Here is a 21,834-nt window from a genome sequence, read left to right as displayed (position 1 = left end):
CTTTCATTCTCGGAGGTAAGGTTGCAACATTCACCTTCAACATCGCGTATGCCAGACGCATTTGTCATCTTGTTTTTTGTTATTCTGATTGCAGGTCTTGTTTCTTGGCTTGTACCTGCAGGTTCATTTGATACAAAAGACATTGTCACATCCTCTGGCGACGTAAAAACGGTATTAGATGCCGATAGTTTTACTTATAGTGAGACACATCACGGATTTGTGTTGTTTGACGGTTCTGGCAATACAACGGGGATCGCTAACTATGCCTTTGATGGTATGGTGTCAGGCGACAAGTGGGGTGCAGCAGTAGGCGTTATTGCCTTTATTCTTATTGTTGGTGGCGCCTTTGGCATTGTTATGCAAACAGGGGCTATTAATAACGGAATAATGGCACTGATAAACCGTTATCAGCACGCCGACAATTTACTGCTACCGGCACTATTTTTATTGTTCTCATTAGGCGGCGCAGTGTTTGGTATGGGTGAGGAAGCCATTGCCTTTTGTATCGTTCTGGTACCTTTAATGACCGCAATGGGCTACAACGGCATTATGGCCGTACTCGTTACCTATGTCGCTACCCAGATAGGTTTTGCTACCAGTTGGATGAATCCATTCTCTGTCGCCATTGCACAAGGCATCGCTGACGTACCTTTAATGTCGGGGCAAGGATTTCGCATTGCAACGTGGGCGATATTTACTGTAGTTGGGCTATTTTTCACCCTGCGCTACGCGAAGCAACTAAAAGTAGTAAATACAAATAAACTCGCAAGTGAACACCCACGCTCTAACAGCATACCGAATGAAAACGCTGTAGAGCCTGATGATGCGAAAACATCATTTGGTACAGTAGACAAGATCATCCTTGTTGCGTTTTTTGCCTGCATTATTTGGGTCATGTGGGGGGTTATTGTACACGCTTATTACATTCCACAAATTGCTTCACAATTTTTCTGTATGGGCATTATTGTGGGCGCTATTGCATGGTTTGGCGGTCGTATGCGAATGAACGATATTAGTGCCGCCTTTGTAAGTGGTGCCCAATCATTACTGCCAGCGGCGTTAATTGTGGGTATGGCAAAAGGGATTGTGCTGGTGTTAGGTGGCGACGATGTCACCACGCCTTCGGTGCTCAACACCTTGCTGCATCATACTGGTAGCACGCTGGCGCATACAGGGTCGGTCATGAGTGCTTGGTTAATGCTGGTATTTCAAAGTATCTTTAACTTCTTCATTGCTTCAGGCTCAGGTCAAGCCGCCATTACTATGCCGCTTATGGCACCGTTATCCGACTTAGTTGGCGTGACCCGTCAAGTTGCTGTACTGGCATTTCAATTGGGCGATGGCTTAACCAATCTTATTATTCCTACCTCAGCTTCGCTTATTGGCTGCTTAGGCGTAGCTGGTGTTAGCTGGACAACATGGGTAAAATTCATCGCTAAATTTTGCGCATGCCTTTTTTTGCTCGCGTCACTCACTGTTATCACCGCCGTTCTAATAGGTTTCTCTTAAATGCTCACGCTAATTCAAAATGTAGAATGTTATGCGCCTTCTCCACAAGGACGTGTTGATATTCTTATCGCCAACAATGTGATTGCCCATATTGCACCTGACATCTCGCTTACCTCTTCGCTTGTAAACGTTATTGATGGGAGGAATCTTATTGCGCTCCCTGGCTTAGTGGATAGCTTGGTCCATATCTCTGGTGGTGGCGGTGAGGGAGGTTTTCATACCCGTACCCCGCAAATGTCGTTAACTGAAGCAACATTACATGGTGTAACAACGGTGATTGGTGCATTAGGCACCGATGCCACCACTCGCACTTTGCCTGACCTTGTTGCTAAAGCAAAAGGACTGAATATTGAGGGGATTAGTGCGTATTGTTACACCGGCTCGTATCACTTACCTGCCCGTACGATTACTGGTAGTGTTACCGACGATATAGTGCTTATTGATGCCATGATTGGTGTAGGTGAAGTGGCGATTGCCGATCACAGAGCTGCCGAACCTACGGCGCAGGCATTGGCCGAAGTAGCGGCGCAGGCGCGCACTGGCGGTATGATTTCAGGTAAGGCGGGTATTGTTTATATCCATACCGGTGATGGGAAACGTCAACTTTCAGTTTTGCACGATGTGATTACCAATACCGACATACCCGCAAGCCAGTTTTATCCCACTCACATCAACAGAAATCAAGGTTTGCTAGAGGCCGGTATTGCCTGGGCGCGCAGTGGCGGTGTTATTGATATGACCACAAGCACCAATGAACAGTTTATTGAAGAAGGCGAAATTCCAGCTGCTGATGCCATAGCGTATTGCCTAACAAACGGCGTTACTGCACGGCATTTAAGTATGAGCTCAGATGGTAACGCGAGTTTGCCTGTCTTTGATGATAATGGCATGTTAGTGGGCTTGGAAGTTGGTAAAGTCGGGAGTTTATTCGACGCGTTCAAAGCGCTCGTTTTGGAACAAAACGTTTCTCTTGAAAACGCCATTCAAGTGGTCAGTACAACACCTGCGCGTATGCTGAAACTTCACCAAAAAGGTAAACTAGAGCCAAATAGCGATGCAGACATCGTGCTATGCAACAAGACAACTTTAGACATTGTTCATGTTATTGCGAAAGGCAAGCACGTTGTGGCCCAGGGTAAGGCCATTGTAAAAGGCACGTTTGAATAATTGTAATTGGAAGCGCTAACTGAAACAGGAGAACGCTTAGCGAGGAGCCAGGCATTCTCTAAAAAAGCAAAAAGGGCGTAAACGCCCTTTTTTGTTATTACGGATTTGCGCTTAAGGACGAAGCGCTCTATCACCACGGGCCAAACCACATACACCAGTACGAGATGATTCGATGATTTCTGCACATTGCCCCATTGTGGTTGCAAAGGCATCTAACTTGTCAGTCGTACCTGTAATTTCAATGGTGTAGTTATTAGCGTTCACATCAACAATGCGTGCGCGGAAGATATCAGCGTTTCTTTTCACTTCAGCGCGTACCGCCTCTGTACGCGTCGCTACTTTAATAAGCATTAGCTCGCGCTCAATGTGTGCACCTTCAGTTAAATCTACCACCTTAAGCACATCAATAAGCTTGTTCACTTGCTTCGTGATCTGCTCAATAACTTTATCATCACCATGTGTAATGATGGTAAGACGCGACAAACTCGCATCATCCGTTGGCGCCACACAAAGCGAGTCGACGTTGTAACCGCGCTGCGAAAATACACCTACAATTCGTGAAAGTGCGCCAGGGGCGTTTTCCATTAATACTGAAATAATACGTTTCATCAGGTTCGCTCCGTCTTGCTCAAGCGCATGTCATCCATTGCGCCGTACTTAATTTGCATTGGATATACGTGTTCGTTTTGGTCTACTGCAATGTCCATGAACACTAGGCGATCTGTGTAACTGAAACATTTCTCCATAGCCGCATCTAACTCGTCGAGTTTATCGACTTTAATACCTATATGACCATAAGCCTCTGCCAACTTCACAAAATCAGGCATTGAATCCATATAAGAATGTGAGTGACGGCCCTTGTAAATCATATCTTGCCATTGACGCACCATGCCCAAAGCACGGTTGTTCAACGAAATAATCTTAATGGGTAGGTTGTACTGCAAACAGGTAGACAGTTCTTGAATATTCATTTGAATACTGCCGTCGCCTGTTACTACCACTGACGTTGAATTAGGGTGCGCAAACTGAACACCCATTGCAGCGGGCAAACCAAAGCCCATCGTGCCTAGACCACCTGAGTTAATCCACTGGCGAGGCTTGTCATATTTATAATAAAGGGCAGCAAACATTTGGTGCTGACCTACATCAGAACTGACGTACGCTTTACCATCGGTGTGCTTGTACAAAGCTTCGATAACGCGCTGCGGTTTGATTACTTCTTCACCCTGATGGTAGTTCAAGCACTGACGTGTGCGCCATGTTTCAATCTGCTGCCACCAGTCGGCTAATTTGTCTTTCTGACCAGACAAGTCTTTCTTGTTTACTTGACCGAGAATTTGATCAAGTACTTTATCTACCGACCCCACCACGGGAATGTGCGCGTTTACGGTTTTCGAAATAGACGCTGGGTCTATATCAACGTGAATAATATCAGCGTGCGGGCAGAACTTGTCGACATTGTTCGTCACACGATCGTCAAATCGCGCGCCCAATGCAATAATGCAGTCTGAATTGTGCATGGTTTTGTTGGCTTCAAGCGTACCGTGCATACCCAACATACCAATAAACTGTTTGTGCGTGCCTGGCATTGCTCCTAGCCCCATAAGGGTACAGGTTACGGGAGCATTTAACTTCTCAGCCAATTCAATCACTTTTTCAGACGCGTCGCACGCTACCGCACCACCACCCACGTAAAGTACTGGGCGCTCTGCTTTAAGTAACGACTCAACCGCTTTCTTAATTTGCTTGGGGTGGCCCTTTTCGGTTGGGTTGTATGAACGCATAGTCACGTCGCTTGGGAAGACATAAGGATGTTCCTCAGCCACGTTTACAATGTCTTTTGGTAAATCAACAACAACTGGGCCCGGGCGACCGGTATTTGCTATGTAGTATGCCTTGGCAATTGCTTCAGGAATATCCACAGCACGCTTTACTAAGAAACTGTGTTTTACGATAGGACGCGAACACCCCACCATGTCAGTTTCTTGGAATGCATCTTCACCGATGTGCATTGACGGCACTTGTCCCGATAGAATAACCATCGGAATAGAGTCCATATATGCAGTTGCAATACCGGTAATGGTATTGGTCGCGCCTGGACCTGATGTGACGAGCACTGTGCCTGTTTTGCCAGTTGAACGTGCATAACCATCCGCCATATGGGCGGCTGCCTGTTCATGACGCACGAGGACATGTTTGACATCTTCTTGTGCGAACAACGCATCATAAATGTCTAGTACGGCACCACCTGGGTAACCGAACAAGTGTGTCACTCCTACATCTTTTAGCGCTTCTACCACCATGGCTGCGCCCGACATCATTTTCACAGTGCTTTCTCCTGTAATGGGTTGGGGTTTGTCAGCGTACGTTGACGATGCCCCGACTATAACTAAGGTAATAGGAAGATAAAACACTAAATTACGCAAAAGTGAGATATATATCCCAATATTCGCAATAATTAGGATAAATATTTCGACTTAAATGTAAATTTGACAAATATTAGGATAATTATTTACACCAAGTTAACAACAAGGAGAAGATGTACTTGGTGTAAGGGTGGTTAATCGTCAAGATCGATATCTAGGTCACTGTTATCGCTTATATCGTCGTCATCGTCAACATCTTCTGCTGCCGCTCGTTTTGAACCATAAATACTGGCTGTTTTAGGGCGATTGATGCGCGCTTGATACTTAAGCCATGCTTTTTCTTGGGGCGTTGCTGGCTCGCGATGACCAAGGGCTGACTCCAAGTACTGTTGCTCCTCATCAGTCTCTGGCGTTATTTTTCCGTCAACGAGTGCGGCAAATAAACTGCCATGGGTTTGCAACATCTTTGCTTCGTTTATCGAAAAGTCTCCAGAGCGTGCAAACCCGTAAGGATAATTCTTTTTGTCTGCAAAGGGCTTTCTTGTAACTTGTTCTTTGGTGATCACTGACATCTTAACCTCTTCCACAACGAATATGTAATGTAATGAAATAGACTTCTGATCTAGCGCCTTAATCGCTTCACTCGTTATTCTTAGTTGTGTTTTGAAAAACTGTCAAACAGAAAAGCCACCATCGTAAAAACTTAATAAAACCGACGTATTTGTCCTCAATAAAAAGGCCGCTTAAGCGGCCTTCTTTTTTCATTTTTGATTACTTACGCTTTTCGCTCACCCATACGGTTATGGTGCCTTCAACTACCACAGTACCCGATGCATTGTATGCTTTAACTGAAATAGGGAGATCACCTGGCTTCCAAGCATCATCCGGTACTTCAGCGACGCAACGAATATCAGAATCAGCTTTAGCGGGATACTTCACTTCCATTCCTTTCGGGATCCAACGTAAATGCTTAGGAATTGACGCTTCACACATAAACCCCATCGCCATTTCTAGACCGTTACATATCGCTATAACATGAACAGTACCAATATGATTTTCTACTGCTCTACGTTTTTTAATGTGTACTTCACAAAAGTTGGGCTTAATATCGGTAATGATTGGCGATACGGTTCCAAAATACGGCGCACGGCGCGCGGAATACCAACTAAACAGCTTTTTGCCAAAAGGCAGCTTAATAAATTTGTTGTAGGTATTGAGTACATAGTTTTTTGACATAGTTATCACGCTGACTTAATAAAAGTCTCAAAAAGGTTAGCGAGTGCACTGTGACTTGCAGCGCAGCCAATCTGGTTAGACCAGTTGACTGCTACATTAACATATTTGTTACGTTTATACAGCGTAATTAGGTGCTACTTGATGCCCAGTACTGTTTGTAATGATGCCGTATGTTCTTGGTAATGTTTCCACCGGCCAATAGAACGGGTATTAATAGGCTCCCTTACTTGTACTTTACTGGCGGTAGAAACGGGCAGATTGTTATTTTCTACCTCGAGACACTGTTCTTCCCAAGGCAGGTTGCAGAAGTCTAACAACGCTTTCACCTCTACCTGAGGGTTATGCGCTAGGTCTTCGTAAGTCTGCAAGCGAATGCTGTCTGGATATCGCTGCTCAAAAGTTGAAACCCAGTGCTTAAACTCAAGATAGAGTTGTCCGATTACATCTAAGTCATACGCATAGGCGTAATACGGGCTATTTATAGAAAACAGTTGTCTGAAATTCCCCACGCAAGTATCCATTGGGTTTCGCATTAAACAGATGATCTTCGCATTGGGTAATGCACGTCGAATAAGGTCAATATAAAAGAAATTAAAGGGCAACTTGTCTACCAAGTGCTCACTGCCTTGCCTTAAAAATTGTGTTCGCTCGATATAGGTTTTGCCGATCGCACCTAAGTCACTCTCATAAGCACTTACAATAGTTGGAGTATCGAGTACGCGTTGACTGTTCGTCCCAGTAACCTGCTTTACTGCGACACCAAAATCTTGTAACTCGCCACCAGAAGCCACCTTGGAATGGTGACTTAAGATTCGTTCGACCAATGTGGTGCCACTTCTTGGCATACCCACTACGAAAATAGGAGCGTCGCTACTTTCATTGCTAGAGGCAGTGGTTGTATCAAGGTATTGATGCAACTGGGCAAATATAGACCTGTAATCTTTTAATGCGCTTAAACTTCGTTGACGGTGTGGCACTTTAGCATGGGCAAGTGCCTTATAGGCGTTATCATAGTCTTTGATTGCTTCAAACTCTTTTGCCAGCGCGTGGCCAATATGAAGTCTCCCTTCAGCGTTATCTTTAACCTTTTCGGCAAGACCATTCAATCGCGCTAAATGGTTACTTTCTTTATTTACCCCACCTAAATCAGAGAGTGCAAAATGCGCTTGGTAAAAATCTGGCGCGAGCGTAATCGCACGCTCAAAGTGTTTTCTTGCAACATTAAAATGGCCCGCAAATTTCGCGCTTACTGCAAAGTTATAATTGAACTGCGCGTTATCAGGTGCCAACTCAAGGGCTTTTTCGAAATAATTGGCGGCTTTGTCGTGTAAACCCACACGAGATAGCGACACACCTACAGTGTCTAAATCAAGGGCTCGAGATAACGCATCAACAGGGGCATTCTCGACACATTGTAGCGCTTGACGCATATCACCTTTTAACGCATAGCACTTGGCTAGATAGGCGTAGGTTATTGCTCGTTTCTCTATGCTGTTTGATTTATTAAATAGCGCTATGGCTTTTTCAACTTGTCCGATTTCGACATGAATGATACCTAACAAAAAGTAAGCATGAGCATGTGGACCACTTTGCTGTATAACGTCGACACAGCACTGATGGGCACGCTGATAATCACGTTGAGAAAGATATTTGGCGGCGTCGTCAAGACGGGGATGCGTTGAGTTCATAGCGTTAAATTTTTGCTTTTATAGTAAAAAGGCACTTATACCAGAAGCATAAGCGCCTTTATTATGCGTATAGCTTGTTTAACTCACTATACTACAGACCGAATTGATACTTAAACATCAAGCCTATAGTACGCGGGGTCAACACATAGTGGCCGTAATTACGCTGAAGCTCAATACCGTTCGGTTGAAGCGTTTCGCTAAATTGGCCTAAACCTATATCGCCTACGTTACGGCGAGTTGAAGTAAACGCATACTTGTCGAATAGGTTGTCGATGTACAAGGTTACCGACCACTCTTCATCTGAAATAGTGGCGTTTAGGTTACTTACTGCATAACCCGGTAATGCTTCGCCATCTTGACGCAGACCTACCGTGGTATACACGTCGCTCTGAGCAGTAATACCGTAGTTAACATTCAACATTTTATCGTCGAACACTTCTTGGCTATAGGTTACACCGAAAGAGAACTGGTGTTCAGCTGTACCCGGTAAGCGATCGCCATCTTTACCGTCGTAGTAATCTTGAAGTGCAGTGCCCTGCTCATCAAACACACCAAACAAGTAAGGTGCATCTGCCGTTAGTTCAGCTTTGGTATAAGCATAAGTAGCATACGTCGTAATATTGTCACCAATAATAGCGCGCATCGAGAACTCGGCGCCTTTAGACTCCGCACCTTCTGCGTTTACAGTAATTGGCTGCTGGCCATTAATGGTAGCACCCGACACTTGTGGGTCTTGCCAGTCTACGAAAAACAACGCAGTGTTAAGTTGTAATTTGTTTCTAAAGAAACTGGTTTTCACACCTAACTCGTAGTTTTTGGTTGTATCCGCTTCGTACAATTGCTCTTCTTCAAGGGCACATACAATTTGGTTATTTAATTCATCGACATTATCTGGGCAAGCAGCAACACCGTTGGCACCACCAATTCTGAAACCTTCACTTACTGTTAGGTAACCCATGGTACTGTTAGTGAATTGATAGCTAGTGTTGAATTTGAAGAGCGTGCCACTGTCGTTTGCTTCTGTCTCACCATAGTCAAGTACGATAGAGTCAGAGGCTCTGCCTTCAAAGACTGAATTGTACAGTGGTAAATCGACTGCTGAGCGCGAGTACACGTCGTATTCATAAGCACGCAAACCTAGCGTAACATCCCAATCATCGGTAATTTCATACGACACTTCACCGAATAAGGCTTTCTCTGTAACTTCAGATTCATCTACAGAAAAATATTCGACCGCATCAGGACGATAGTTTCCATCAACTCCCCACACTTCAATGGCATACTTATCAAAGTTTGGCGTAAATTCCTTACTGAAGCCTTCACTCTCTAGATCATAGTAGAAGCCTCCCACAATCCACGACAGTGGACCTGCGGTTTGAGAAACTAAACGTAGCTCTTGAGTAAATACTTCGCGCTCTGATACTTCTTCTGTATAGGCTGAAAAAGCTGGAAATTCTTCGTAGCTATAATCTAAACGAATAAGTAGGTCGGTTTGATCGCGCTGACCGTTGGCTTCGAAGTTAGAAAGACCGGTTGCTGATACTAACTCAGCAAAACCTAGATCGGCTTTCATCTCTAAGCTTAGCAACTCATCTTCTTTGTCGCGTGGCTCTTCATAACGATAAGCAGACTCATACTTACCGATTACTTCGCTTAACGGGTTCTCTGACGACAACGCGTCATAGTGCGTAATTGAACGGCCTTCAACTTCTTGTTTTTGATAGAAATAAGTTAAAGTACCATCGAACCAGTCATTCGGTGCCCAGCGAAGAGCAATACGACCAGTAAGCGTGTCTTCACCATTTGCATCTTCAACACGTTTCAAATTGTTGTTAACAGCGTCTTCATCAGACCAGTCTGGGTCAGGCAATGATACGCCCGCTTCTCTCACTACATAGTTGTAGTCCAAGAAACCGGGGTTACTAAAGTAATTCACCGACGCACGAACACCTAACTCGCCTTCAATAATAGGCGCGTTAAAGACAATGCTGCTCTCGCCGCCAGCTTCGTCGCTTTCACCTACGCTAAATAGGTCGCCAGTCACTTCACCTGACATAAATTCTAGGTCAACATTTTTGGGGATATAGCGAATTGCGCCACCAAGTGTACCGGCACCATAAAGCGTGCCCTGAGGACCAATAAGTACTTCGACGCGATCTACGTCAATAAGGCGCATATTCAAAAACAGTGGGATATCGCCAAAGTACGTTGCAACTGTTCCACCATTTGAACCTGGACCAGAAGAGTTAGTGTTAAGGCCTCTAACAATAATTGGCGAGTCGTTACGTCCACCTTGGTCTGTAACCGTAAGACCAGGTACCCAACGCGCAACGGCGTCTAGATCTTCGATGTTTTGTTGATCGAGTACGTCAGAGGTTAATGCTGAAATATTGATAGGCACTTCTTGTAGTGTGCCGCTTCGACGCGTTGCAGTAACTTCAACGGTTTCAATTTGCTTTTCGTCTATTTCAACAGTTTGTGCATACACGTTCGGGCCAGCGCAAGCCGCAAGCACGGCACCAGCGATAGCAGAAAAATGAAAAGGAGCACTTTTCTTATACATTTTTTCTCTCTCTATATTGATGATACTCATGAACCACCAATTACCATTCCATTGGAGAAACAGAATCCTTCTGTAAATTGCGTTTCAAGCGTTGTGAGGTTGATGTCCGGCCCAGCGAGACGCTGATGTTATTATTATTTAATCAACATACCACAAGTATGCTCAGCAGAAAGCATGCCGGAAATTGCCGCGCATTCTAATACAAATGCATATAAAAACCACCCAAAACAGGGTAATTATTCAATATTAGTGAAATTATTCCCAATTTAGGTGCATTAAGGAAGAATATCCGTATTATTGCACCATGATAAAACACCACCATAGCACGCAATGAAAAAGGCCTAGAGAAAAGAGTAGTTCAGATATAGAAATAACGCACCAAAAAAGCGCATTGCAAAATGAATAAATAGTCGCATTTTATTCATTTTGGTGAATAGCCACAGAAGCAAGAAGCAGAAGATCACCACTCACACAAGCGCATGAAGAGATCGCATGGATACAACTATATTATTTTGCTTATCTTAGGTGTTTGAAAATTTGGAGCGGGAAACTAGGTTCGCAACTGGCCGACACTCGGTCGCGGGCACTTCGAGGGGTCGCATAGATACAACTGTGTTAGCTTATTATTATGACGGTGTTTAAAAATTTGGAGCGGGAAACGAGATTCGAACTCGCGACCCCGACCTTGGCAAGGTCGTGCTCTACCAACTGAGCTATTCCCGCATAGAGTCGATGCTTTGCATCTTTTTGATAATCTGATTAGACATCAGATTTAAATTTGGAGCGGGAAACGAGATTCGAACTCGCGACCCCGACCTTGGCAAGGTCGTGCTCTACCAACTGAGCTATTCCCGCAACAAAAGAGGTACTTCGTTTGAAGTGGTGCGCATTTTACAAAAATTTTTGACTAACGCAACCTTTAATTCCACTTTTTTTGCACCTCGATGTTTGAATGCTTAAATCGTAAACACTTTCTCACGATAATAGCGCATTTCTTCAATAGACTCGCGAATATCATCAAGCGCCAAATGCACGCCTTTCTTTTTAAATCCATCTAGAATTTCTGGTTTCCAGCGCTTTGTGAGTTCTTTAATTGTACTTACGTCGATGCTGCGGTAATGAAAGTATTCCTCAAGCTCTGGCATGTATTTCACCATAAAGCGTCGGTCTTGCCCTATTGTATTACCACAAAGCGGTGATTTACCGGCATCAACCCATTGCTCCAAAAATGCGATGGTCTGTTGAGCGGCCTGCGCCTCATTAACGGTGCTTGCTCTACAGCGGTCAGTTAACCCACTTTCTCCGTGTACTCGTGTGCACCATTCATCCATATTGTCTAATACACTGTCCGGTTGATGCACCGCAATTACAGGGCCTTCGGCTAAAATATTCAGCTGTGCATCAGTCACTATGGTGGCTATTTCCATCACTACACAAGTTTCTGGGTCAAGCCCGGTCATTTCCATGTCAATCCACACTAGATTGCTATCGTGTTTACTCATTATGTTCCTCTTTGCGCTACAGACATGGCAACCATGCCCTACAAACGGTATTATTGACATAGTATACGTGAACTAGAAAAGAATCGTGGCGAAAAAACCAAAACTTACACAACGACAAAAACGCCAAGTTGCGGCAAATAGAAGCAAGCGCTTGCGTGAGAAACACGCATCGAAAGGTGCGGTAAACCTTGACGAAAGCGCACTTGAAAGTGGCACGGTTACAGGCCGCTTTGGTAAACATGCTGACGTTGAAGACGCCCAAGGCGTTATATCTCGCTGCCATATTCGTCGTACTGTTGACTCTGTAGTATGTGGTGACAAGGTTCTTTTTAGTAAAGGCGATGATGCGGAGTCTGGCGTAAGTGGCGTTATCGAAATTGTAAAAGACAGACATTCTGTGCTGACTCGCCCAGACTACTACGACGGCATTAAGCCTATTGCTGCCAATATTGACCGCATTATTGTTGTAAGCGCCATACTTCCTTCATTGTCTTTAAATATTATCGACCGTTACCTAGTAGCTTGTGAAGATATTGGTATTACCCCACTTATTGTCTTAAACAAAGTGGAGCTTTTAAGTGACGATGAACGGGAAACCGTTAAGGGCCAACTAAAAACGTATGAAGCGTTAGGCTATGAAGTGCTCTTCACTAGCTGTAAAACGGGCGAAGGCATTGATGCGTTAAACGATTATCTTAACGACAACATCAGTGTTTTTGTTGGTCAATCGGGCGTAGGAAAATCTAGCTTAATTAACCAAGTGCTACCTGACGCTGATGAATTAACCGGGGAAATTTCTGATAACTCGGGCCTTGGCCAACACACCACAACAGCCGCAAAACTATTGCACCTTCCGGCGGGCGGCGATTTAATCGACTCACCAGGGGTGCGCGAATTTGGCCTGTGGCATATTCCTACCGAGCGTATTACTTGGGGTTTCAAAGAGTTTAGGGATTATCTTGGCGGCTGTAAGTTCAGAGACTGTAAGCACCTTAACGACCCTGGCTGTTTGCTAAGAGAAGCTGTTGAAGAAGGTAAAATCAGCGCCGAGCGATTTGAAAGCTACCATAGAATTCTTACAACAATGGAAGAGCAACGCCCTAGCCATAGCCAACCACCTGGCGCGTAGCGCGTTCTTTGCTAAACACATGCTGCTTATAGCTAATTTGTCATATCCATAATGTTAAAGTTGCCCGAAGCTTCTTCAGTTGAGGTACAATTGCACGGGTAAAAGAAATGGAGATATTTTGTGTTAGATTGGCTTAAAGTTAATTTACAGTACGTCACCCCAAAGCATTTGCTGTCGCGTCTTGTTGGCAAGCTTGCTGAAGCTGAAATGGGCAGCGTTACCACCTTTTTTATTAAGACGTTTATTAAACAGTACAACGTCGATATGACCGAAGCGCTGTACGAAGACCCTACGCATTACCGCAGCTTTAATGCATTTTTTACGCGCCCTTTAAAACCAGATGCGCGTAGTATTGATGACAATGACAATGTGCTTATTCATGCTGTAGATGGCACGGTAAGCCAGTTTGGTGACATTAACAGCGACAGTATTTTTCAGGCAAAAGGTCATGATTTCAGCCTGACTACTTTATTAGGCGGCAAGCCTGAAATTGCAGCGCCGTTTAAAAACGGTAAGTTCGCAACCATCTACCTTGCCCCACGCGATTACCACCGTATTCACATGCCGATTGAAGGCACGCTTACCGATATGATTTATGTGCCAGGCGAACTGTTTTCAGTAAATCCGCTAACAGCACAAAACATTCCGGGCCTTTTCGCACGTAACGAGCGTGTGGTTGCACTTTTCGATACGCCAGTGGGTAAAATGGCCATGGTACTTGTTGGTGCCACCATTGTTGCAAGTATTGAAACCGTCTGGTCTGGAACGGTTACGCCGCCAGCAGGCAAAAACGTGCAGCATTGGTCTTACGAAAAAGACAGTGAAGCGGCAGTTAAACTTGAGAAGGGCGCGGAACTTGGACGTTTCAAGCTTGGCTCAACCATTGTTGTGTGCTTTGAAAAAGACATGATTGAGTTTGAAGACATGGCGCCTGGCATGGTGACGAGACTGGGTGTCCCAATGGCAAATATGCGCAATGGTTCTGATGATACTGAGGCAGACGCTCTGTCAAAAGAAGACTCGGCAGAGGACGCTAACAGCTAATTTATGGATGCTGTTAAAAAAAGCCTTATATCGCTTCACTTAACGGTGATTTTACTTGGTGGCACGGCGCTTTTCTCAAAGCTTGTGCCATTAAGTGCAGCCGACATCACGCTCGTACGCTCTGTATTTGCTTGCATTGCGTTGTTTGCTTTTCTTAAACTTGCCAGAAACAAAATTACGCTTAATTCCAAGAAAGACTACACCGTAGCAGTGGGATTAGGCGTATTAATGGCGCTTCATTGGGTCACCTACTTTGCCGCCATGCAATATGCAGGCGTATCTGTGGGCATGATAGCGCTATTTACCTTTCCTGTTATTACCGTGCTGATTGAGCCGTTTTTTGAGCGTGTACGCCTTGTTTGGCAAGACATAGTCTCAACACTAACCGTTATTTTCGGTGTGTATTTAATTGTGCCGGAAACGTCTTTGGAAAATGACGTTACCCTTGGGGTGCTTATCGGTATTGCATCTGCCGTGTTGTACTCATTTCGAAATCTCATACATCGCAAGCATTTTAAACACTACAGCGGCGCGCAAGCGATGGCGTGGCAGACCCTTGTGATCGCACTTATCTTGCTTCCCTTTGGTAGCGAAAGTATTACTAACGCTTCCACCGATGCTTGGTTAATGCTGTTACTTTTAGGTACCGTTTTTACTGCACTACCTCATGCATTAATTGCGGCGAGCCTTCGCCATTTGCGCGCAAAAACCTTTTCGCTTATCGCCTGCATGCAACCTTTGTATGGCGTGTTTTTAGCTATTCTGTTACTTGATGAAACTCCCACAATCAGTGCGTTAGTGGGCGGTGTGTTAATTACTTCAGCGTCGGTATATGAAACGCTTAACACGCACAAACTCCATAATAATGCCTCAGACTAAGGCGGTAGACTATGCGTATTTATGCTCACCGCGGTGCCAGTAAACAAGCACCCGAGAACTCGCTAAAAGCGTTTAAACTTGCCTTTGAGCAAGCCGCTGATGGTATAGAGTTTGACGTTTATCAGCACGATAGCGGGATTATCGTATTTCACGATAGAACCCTTGTGCGCAGGGCAAACGTTAAGGGCTACTTACTTGAGACTCCCTTCAGCGAATTGTCTACTTTGGATATTGGTGAGGGAGAGCGCATACCTACTCTTATTGACACCCTTAACACGGTGCCACCAACAAAGTGGTGCAACATCGAAATAAAGCACTTGGTTGATGTAAAACGCTGGGTTGAAGATGTAAAAAAAGCGGTGAATGCCAGCAACGTCAATGTGAGCAATCTACTGGTATCATCATTTAATCACCACTGGCTAAAAGCAATCAAAGTGCTGTGGCCTGAGGTTAAAATTGGCGCGCTGTCGGCAAGTTATGAACTAGATTGCACAGCCAGTGCTCGCGCGCTAAATGCCTACTCTGTCAATATTGCGTTAGATGCCGTTGATAAGTCGTTTGTTGAAACTGTTCTTAATGCAGGGTTTAACGTGTACGTTTATACCGTTGATGAACCTAAAGACATGCTCATGTTAGCAAAATGGGGAGTAACAGGTATTTTTACGAATGTGCCTGATATAGCCAGACAAATATTAAAAGCCAACAGCGAGAACCGAGAATCTAACGAAGAGTAATCAGCGCATTACCCCGTTGATTGGGACATTGTCTACTTAAACTCTGTTGAGAGGTGTTCAGTAAAAACGGTGTTTTTACAGCATTTACATTGACGGCAAAGGCGCATATTCACCCAATGCCCAGCCACAATCAGCATTGCACCAATGGCAATGGTAAAGGGTTCATACTCATGGCCAAAAATATCTTTAAACCAATAGATTGCGCCGCCACTAAATAGCAGCCCTAGCGGATAAAATTTACCGTGATAACGCAATGCACCGCTTAACAACGCAACTGCACCGACAAGAATTGAAAACGTTAAAATGGTACGTTCGAACCACACTTGCGCAAAAAAGCTGGAACCGATAAGTGGTAGTAACGGTATTAGCACAGGTAATGCAAGACAATGCAACGCACACAAGCTCGACACCCAGATGCCAAGTTTGTCTAGTTTTGTTGGATTCTCTTCAATTGGATTCATTAACTCGTATACCGAATATTGCGCCAGAGACGTTATAATATAACAAACTCAGCAAAATGAAAAATAATCGTACATTAAATTTTGATCTGAGCGAGAAGAAAATAGACTAAACGGTTAGCGTTAATAAGCTCAGTCTCACACCACATCCATGATATAACCCGTAATTACAAGCACTAAGCTCACTCATTAGGTGCAGACGCCGATAAATCCGGTAACCCAGTTGCGGCTAATGCCTGTGATGGTGCGAAGTAATCGGCAACAGAAATGAGGTTGAAACCTTCACTTTCAAGTGCAGGTAAATGTTTTTGCAGAAATGCAATAGTTTGTGGATGGGGGTGACCAATCACCACCACTTGCCCTTTTTTCTTGGCAATCCGCTTCATGCGATTGAATTGCCGTAGTAGAAATTCGTCACTGAGTTCGTGATCAAGAAATACCTGGCGACTGACGCTTGGTACACCAAGACGTGAAGCGACTTGCTCGCCTTTGGTTAACACCGTCGTGCGACTATCGACAAAAAAGAGACCTTGTCGCTTTATCTCTTTCATCAATGTTTCCATTGCCTCTTCTTGGCCGGTAAATGCGCTGCCCATATGATTGTTTACGCCAATGGCGTTAGGCACACTTTTTATTGCTCGGCGCAAGGTATGTGTTATCGCACCAGCATACATGTCAGTCGATAGACCTAGCGGCCCCATATTGAGATCCTTTTGCGACTGCATGGGCATGTGTAACATAACCGCGCGTCCTTCTTGCTCTGCGCGTTTGGCGATATCACTGGCCAGTGGTGTTTGAGGCAATATCGAAAAAGTAATTTCTTTAGGAAGAGAGAAAGCAGCGACGTCGGACGGCCTGTAACCAAGGTCGTCTAATATAATGATGATGTCAGACTTTGCCGTTGCTGCGTGGCAAAGTAGCCCGCTTAGCACACACAGCAGACTTGTTATTATAAGACGCAAACGCATCTACAATTATCCATTTATTTATCGTTATTTTTATATCAAACAGTTGGCCGAACACCTTCGCTGATACGCCCTTAATGACACGTATAGCCACCACTTCTGTTTGTACTTAACAACTTGCCTTAGCGCATGGCAATGTTATTTGTTAAGTCACCTTACTAGAGAATACCAATTACTCGGCCAGATTCAACTTATTGAGAATAATAATCAGGTATCAAATGAGCCCCACAGGCGATAAGCGTTATGTTTGCATACACGGCTGGCGGCGCAGTGCGCGCTAATTAAACCAAGTGCGTGGATTTAATGCTTTACCTTTGTGACGAATCTCAAAATAAAGATTGGGGTATTCTTGCCCACCGCTTCGCCCGACCAGCGCAATACGCTCGCCGCTTCGCACTTCGTCACCCACCTGTTTGAGAAGTGCTTGGTTGTGGCCATATACGCTCATATAACCATCGCCGTGATCGATAATTGAAACTAAACCAAAACCGCGCAACCAGTCGGCATAAAGTACCTTGCCCGGTGCAATACTATTAACCGGGTCGCCTTCAGCGCCATCGATAATGATGCCTTTCCAACGCACTTGGCCTTGGCGACGGTTACCGAACAAATTGCGGATACGTCCATCAACCGGCGCTTTCAATTTTCCTTTGAGCTTCGCTAAGCCATCTAACGAAATCTTCGCTTCTCGCGCGGCGCGCTCTGCGGCAAGTCTTGCAGCTTCTATGGCATCTTTCAGCGCTTTTTCGTCGGCTTGTAACGATGCTATCTTTTGATTTTCGCTGGCGATAGTTTGATTAATTTTCTTCAGCGTTGTCTTTCTGTCGTCTTGACGCGTAATCAATACGGCACGCTGGTTTTCCTGATCTTTTTGTAAATTTACTAATGCTAATGCTTTTTCTTCGAGCGCTTCATTCACCTCTTCAAGGCGTGCAACATTTCCTCGAAAACTTTCAATCTCTTTCTGGCGAGCTTTTGCTACGTACTGATAGTAGGTAATAACACGCTCAAAGGTTCTCGCATCATCTTGGTAGAATAACATTTTGGCATAGTCGTAGTGCCCTGCCATGAACGCGCTCTTTAACTGACTAGAAAGCAGAGACTGCTGCTTTCGAATGGCCGTTTTTAGCTCGCTTTGTTCCGCTTGCAACTGTGACTGTTCTTGTTCAACATCGTTTAGGGACTGTTTGGTAAGCGCAAGCGCCTTAGCCACTTTAGCAATCTCTAACTCTGACGCTTTTAGTACATCTTCAAGCTCTTGCGCGCTGGCCTTGCTATTTTCCAGAACTTGTTGTCTTGCGCGTAGTTCAGCTTGAAGCTCGGCCAATTTTTCTCGCTGCGCCGACGGGTCCTCGTCTTGCGCGACAACACTACCACTTACTAGCATCAGCGCAATAACACCTAGCGCCGTTAAAAGTGGAAGCTTTATTCGAAAAAACGTCATTAGCCTTAATGATCCCTAGCGTAAACCGCTATTATCTGAAATTTGCAATTACTAGAGTCAGTGTATCTGAGGGTAAGACAGTTGCCCAGTGCAATTTGGTTGTAATATCAATCATCTAAGCTTATTCACTGCAAGTGTGCTCAATGTAAGCCAGAGTAGACTGGTTTCTCGCCCATTTTTCTATATACTTTGCTCTCTTTTCATGGTCTGTAGACAGGGTTAGAGGTAATGGATCAACTAATTGAATTTGCTGGCAACAATATTGTGCTTGCTGGTATTTGGGTTGCACTGATTGCCATGCTGATATTTAGCTATATCAGTGCTTGGACATCATCGGTTAAAGAGTTAAGTACTCACGAAGCAACACTTCTTATGAACAAAGACGACGCCATTGTGTTAGATACGCGTCCAGCGAAAGAGTTTAAGGCCGGACACATACTCGGTGCTAGGCAGCTAAAACCAGAAGAAGTGCGTGAGAAAAATTTCAAGAAACTTGAAAACAGTAAAGATAAACCCATTATCGTAGTATGCGCTATGGGTAATCAGGCTCGTGGTACAGCAAATGCGATGCTAAAAGAGGGCTTCGCGAATGTGAATGTATTGAAAGGCGGTATGAACGCATGGCAAAGCGCCAGCCTTCCCGTTTCTAAATAACAGGTAACCTTTATGAGCAAAGTAGAACTATACACCAAAGGGCATTGCCCTTATTGCCATCGTGCAAAAGCGCTATTAACGCAAAAAGGTGTAGAATTTATTGAATACCCCATTGATGTTAAACCAGAACTTCGTGACGAAATGATTGAGCGCGCGAACGGCGGTTGGACAGTGCCACAAATTTTCATCGACGATCAGCACGTTGGTGGCTGTGATGACATGATGGCCCTTGAAGCGCAAAGTAAACTTGACCCAATGTTGGGTCTTGCGTAAAGCGTCAGCGCATACAGCAACGCACTACATTAAATTAAAACGACAATTAAATAGGAAATACCATGGCTGACGAGAATCAGACAAACAACGGCGAAGCAGCTGCAGCACAACCTCAACAAGGACCGCAGTTCAACATTCAACGCATCTACACAAAAGACATTTCTTTTGAATCGCCAAATGCACCGGCTATTTTCACTAAAGAGTGGAAGCCAGAAATTAAACTTGATATCGACACTAGCACCAATAAGCTAGAAGAGAACGTGTTTGAAGTAGTGCTTTCTGTAACAGTAACGGCGTCACTAGGTGAAGAAACCGCGTTCCTTTGTGAAGTTCAGCAAGCAGGTATTTTCGCTATTGGTGAAATGCCAGATCAAGCGAAAGCACACACGCTAGGCTCTTTCTGCCCGAACATGCTGTTCCCTTACGCTCGTGAAACTATTTCAAATCTGGTTAACCGTGGTACTTTCCCTCCACTTAACCTAGCGCCAGTAAACTTCGACGCAATCTTCGCAGCTTACATGCAAAAACGCGCTCAGCAAGCACAGGGCGAAGCGCCAAAAATGGACGCCTAATTAGGTGAACATGAAACACGTGAACATGAAGTCGAATTCGGTTTCAGTATTGGGGGCGGGATCTTACGGTACCGCCCTTGCTTTTTGTTTAGCGCGAAACGGTAACCCCACTCTTTTATGGGGGCGGGACGAAAAGCATATTGCTGAAATGGCTGAACGTCGCGAAAATTCGCGATACTTGCCAGGTGCATCCTTTCCTGAAGCACTTTCTGTTAATGCCAATTTAGAAGACGTAATGTCAGCCAGCCAAGACATCTTGGTGGTCGTGCCCAGCCATGCGTTTAGCGCCATGTTGCACAGCTTAAAGCCACTTTTACAACCACATCAACGCATCATCTGGGCGACAAAAGGTCTTGAGCCTAAAACCGGTCGTTTACTGCGCGATGTGGCAGAAGAAATACTTGGCACACACTATCCTCTTGCAGTGTTATCTGGGCCCACTTTTGCTAAAGAAATGGTGGCTGGATTACCCACGGCAATATCGTTGTCCTCCACTGACGACACATTAAGTGATGAGTTTGCCGCAAAGTTGCATTGTGCAAAGTCATTTAGAGTGTATAAAAACTCAGACTTTACAGGCGTTCAACTAGGCGGGGCGGTTAAAAACGTTATTGCTATAGGTGCGGGCCTTGCTGATGGCCTAGGATTCGGCGCGAACGCTAGAACTGCGTTAATCACTCGCGGATTGGCAGAGTTAACGCGTCTTGGTGTAAAGCTTGGAGCCAACCCTGAAACGTTTATGGGTATGGCCGGACTGGGCGATTTGGTGCTCACCTGTACCGACAACCAGTCGCGAAATCGACGTTTTGGTTTGGCGCTAGGCCAAGGTAAAAGTGTTGAGGTTGCCATTGAAGAAATTGGCCAAGTGGTAGAAGGATATCGCAACACCGAAGAGGTTCATGTGTTATCTGAAAAGGTTGGCGTTGAAATGCCTATTTGCGAGCAAATTTATGCGGTGCTTTATCATGGCAAATCACCTAAAGAGGCAGCATTAGCCTTGCTCGGAAGAGACTTGAAACAAGAAGCGTGATTCACAATTTAAAAAAGGCTGCATGTGCAGCCTTTTTTATGAGTAACTGTATTAGCAACGATAGCAGCTAAAATGGAAACTAGGGCAACTAGCGTGCCCCTTCGTAACCAAATTGGCGCCAACTTTCATACACAAACACTGACACCGCGTTAGATAAGTTCATACTGCGACTATCTGGCAGCATTGGAATACGCACACGCTGCTCTGGCGGTAAGGCTTCGATAACCTCATTGGGTAAACCACGGGTTTCTGGTCCGAATAATAACGCATCACCTTTTTTGTATTGCACGTCACTGTGAAAGGCTTTGCCCTTGGTTGTGCAAGCAAATACTCTGTTAGGCTTAGCATCTTCAAGGTATGCATCTAAATCAGCATGTCGTTTAACATGCGCAAACTCATGATAATCAAGGCCAGCGCGACGAACGCGCTTATCATCCCAATCAAAACCAAGTGGTTCAATTAGGTGCAGAGTAAAACCGCTATTGGCACACAAACGAATGATATTTCCGGTATTAGGTGGAATTTCTGGCTGATAAAGGACGATATCTAACATGCTTAATGAAACCGACTAAGTGAAAAAAGTGGGCGCATAGTACAATACTATGCGCTATAGCAACATGA

At 44.8% G+C, this 21,834-nt stretch carries 21 protein-coding genes and 2 tRNA genes; 10 read left to right on the top strand and 13 right to left on the bottom strand.

All coding sequences use genetic code 11. The features are described 5' to 3' along the window. Positions 1 to 21 precede the first annotated feature (21 nt). Both yfcC and iadA read left to right on the top strand, forming a co-directional pair. On the top strand, positions 22 to 1,509 hold the full coding sequence (gene yfcC / locus JN178_RS02060; RefSeq protein WP_202263344.1) for a putative basic amino acid antiporter YfcC: 1,488 nt from the start codon (positions 22 to 24) through the stop codon (positions 1,507 to 1,509). After that, positions 1,510 to 2,676, top strand: a complete 1,167-nt coding sequence (gene iadA / locus JN178_RS02055) for a beta-aspartyl-peptidase (RefSeq protein ID WP_202263343.1) — start codon at positions 1,510 to 1,512, stop codon at positions 2,674 to 2,676. It abuts the gene before it with no gap. 111 nt (positions 2,677 to 2,787) lie between these two features. Here the strand turns inward: iadA and ilvN are convergent, their stop codons facing one another. The 9 genes from ilvN to orn form a co-directional block, all read right to left on the bottom strand. Beyond that, positions 2,788 to 3,285, bottom strand: coding sequence for an acetolactate synthase small subunit (ilvN, locus tag JN178_RS02050; RefSeq protein ID WP_202263342.1), 498 nt, complete (start codon positions 3,283 to 3,285; stop codon positions 2,788 to 2,790). Continuing rightward, entirely contained in the window at positions 3,285 to 5,003 is a 1,719-nt protein-coding gene (locus JN178_RS02045) for an acetolactate synthase 3 large subunit (protein ID WP_159627305.1), read from the bottom strand. The genes ilvN and JN178_RS02045 overlap by 1 nt, the downstream gene beginning before the upstream one ends. A 233-nt stretch (positions 5,004 to 5,236) precedes the next feature. Further along, positions 5,237 to 5,614 carry a DUF413 domain-containing protein gene (gene maoP, locus JN178_RS02040; protein WP_201283986.1) on the bottom strand — a complete coding sequence of 126 codons (378 nt, stop codon included), beginning with the start codon at positions 5,612 to 5,614 and terminating at the stop codon, positions 5,237 to 5,239. A gap of 199 nt (positions 5,615 to 5,813) precedes the next feature. Further along, a complete protein-coding gene (locus JN178_RS02035) occupies positions 5,814 to 6,278 on the bottom strand; it encodes a hotdog fold domain-containing protein (RefSeq protein WP_159627307.1) in 465 nt (154 codons plus the stop codon). A gap of 134 nt (positions 6,279 to 6,412) precedes the next feature. Next, a complete protein-coding gene (locus JN178_RS02030; RefSeq protein ID WP_202263341.1) occupies positions 6,413 to 7,966 on the bottom strand; it encodes a tetratricopeptide repeat-containing sulfotransferase family protein in 1,554 nt (517 codons plus the stop codon). Between the two features lie 91 nt (positions 7,967 to 8,057). Continuing rightward, complete coding sequence (locus JN178_RS02025; RefSeq protein ID WP_202265848.1) at positions 8,058 to 10,529, bottom strand: TonB-dependent receptor; 2,472 nt, start codon at positions 10,527 to 10,529, stop codon at positions 8,058 to 8,060. Between the two features lie 647 nt (positions 10,530 to 11,176). Then, positions 11,177 to 11,252 (bottom strand) — tRNA-Gly (locus JN178_RS02020). Positions 11,253 to 11,308: 56 nt separating this feature from the next. Continuing rightward, positions 11,309 to 11,384 (bottom strand) — tRNA-Gly (locus tag JN178_RS02015). Positions 11,385 to 11,485: 101 nt separating this feature from the next. After that, positions 11,486 to 12,031, bottom strand: coding sequence for an oligoribonuclease (gene orn / locus JN178_RS02010; RefSeq protein ID WP_159627310.1), 546 nt, complete (start codon positions 12,029 to 12,031; stop codon positions 11,486 to 11,488). 85 nt (positions 12,032 to 12,116) lie between these two features. Between orn and rsgA the strand changes: the two genes are divergently transcribed. The 4 genes from rsgA to JN178_RS01990 all read left to right on the top strand — a co-directional run bounded on the left by rsgA (position 12,117) and on the right by JN178_RS01990 (position 15,817). Continuing rightward, positions 12,117 to 13,160 carry a small ribosomal subunit biogenesis GTPase RsgA gene (rsgA, locus tag JN178_RS02005; protein ID WP_159627311.1) on the top strand — a complete coding sequence of 348 codons (1,044 nt, stop codon included), beginning with the start codon at positions 12,117 to 12,119 and terminating at the stop codon, positions 13,158 to 13,160. 120 nt (positions 13,161 to 13,280) lie between these two features. Then, complete coding sequence (gene asd, locus JN178_RS02000) at positions 13,281 to 14,204, top strand: archaetidylserine decarboxylase (protein ID WP_202263340.1); 924 nt, start codon at positions 13,281 to 13,283, stop codon at positions 14,202 to 14,204. Between the two features lie 3 nt (positions 14,205 to 14,207). Then, the gene (locus JN178_RS01995) at positions 14,208 to 15,083 is read left to right on the top strand and encodes a DMT family transporter (protein WP_202263339.1); all 876 of its coding nucleotides are present in this window, start codon (positions 14,208 to 14,210) and stop codon (positions 15,081 to 15,083) included. Between the two features lie 11 nt (positions 15,084 to 15,094). Beyond that, positions 15,095 to 15,817, top strand: coding sequence for a glycerophosphodiester phosphodiesterase (locus JN178_RS01990; RefSeq protein WP_202263338.1), 723 nt, complete (start codon positions 15,095 to 15,097; stop codon positions 15,815 to 15,817). Between the two features lie 32 nt (positions 15,818 to 15,849). Here the strand turns inward: JN178_RS01990 and JN178_RS01985 are convergent, their stop codons facing one another. The 3 genes from JN178_RS01985 to JN178_RS01975 form a co-directional block, all read right to left on the bottom strand. Continuing rightward, on the bottom strand, positions 15,850 to 16,278 hold the full coding sequence (locus tag JN178_RS01985; protein WP_159627314.1) for a MerC domain-containing protein: 429 nt from the start codon (positions 16,276 to 16,278) through the stop codon (positions 15,850 to 15,852). A 179-nt stretch (positions 16,279 to 16,457) separates the two neighbouring features. Further along, positions 16,458 to 17,243, bottom strand: a complete 786-nt coding sequence (locus tag JN178_RS01980; protein ID WP_202263337.1) for a divergent polysaccharide deacetylase family protein — start codon at positions 17,241 to 17,243, stop codon at positions 16,458 to 16,460. A 274-nt stretch (positions 17,244 to 17,517) separates the two neighbouring features. Beyond that, positions 17,518 to 18,627 carry a murein hydrolase activator EnvC family protein gene (locus JN178_RS01975; RefSeq protein WP_413228895.1) on the bottom strand — a complete coding sequence of 370 codons (1,110 nt, stop codon included), beginning with the start codon at positions 18,625 to 18,627 and terminating at the stop codon, positions 17,518 to 17,520. A gap of 285 nt (positions 18,628 to 18,912) precedes the next feature. On the opposite strand from JN178_RS01975, the gene JN178_RS01970 reads away from it, so the two are divergent. The 4 genes from JN178_RS01970 (at position 18,913) to gpsA (ending at position 21,213) form a co-directional block, all read left to right on the top strand. Beyond that, entirely contained in the window at positions 18,913 to 19,338 is a 426-nt protein-coding gene (locus tag JN178_RS01970; RefSeq protein ID WP_159627317.1) for a rhodanese-like domain-containing protein, read from the top strand. Between the two features lie 12 nt (positions 19,339 to 19,350). Then, positions 19,351 to 19,611, top strand: coding sequence for a glutaredoxin 3 (grxC, locus tag JN178_RS01965; RefSeq protein ID WP_202263336.1), 261 nt, complete (start codon positions 19,351 to 19,353; stop codon positions 19,609 to 19,611). 62 nt (positions 19,612 to 19,673) lie between these two features. Continuing rightward, positions 19,674 to 20,183, top strand: coding sequence for a protein-export chaperone SecB (gene secB / locus JN178_RS01960; protein ID WP_159627319.1), 510 nt, complete (start codon positions 19,674 to 19,676; stop codon positions 20,181 to 20,183). A 10-nt stretch (positions 20,184 to 20,193) separates the two neighbouring features. After that, positions 20,194 to 21,213: an NAD(P)H-dependent glycerol-3-phosphate dehydrogenase gene (gene gpsA, locus JN178_RS01955; RefSeq protein WP_202263335.1), complete on the top strand. Its 1,020-nt coding sequence runs from the start codon at positions 20,194 to 20,196 to the stop codon at positions 21,211 to 21,213. Between the two features lie 88 nt (positions 21,214 to 21,301). On the opposite strand, the gene trmL is transcribed toward gpsA, so the two are convergent. Then, positions 21,302 to 21,766 (bottom strand): tRNA (uridine(34)/cytosine(34)/5-carboxymethylaminomethyluridine(34)-2'-O)-methyltransferase TrmL, encoded by a 465-nt coding sequence (gene trmL, locus JN178_RS01950; RefSeq protein WP_202263334.1) that lies wholly within the window; start codon positions 21,764 to 21,766, stop codon positions 21,302 to 21,304. Positions 21,767 to 21,834: the final 68 nt, after the last annotated feature.

This window comes from Alteromonas sp. KC3 (assembly GCF_016756315.1).
GTDB lineage: Bacteria > Pseudomonadota > Gammaproteobacteria > Enterobacterales > Alteromonadaceae > Alteromonas.
Note: the sequence above shows the minus strand (reverse complement) of the source record. Positions and strands in the feature narration are given on the sequence as shown.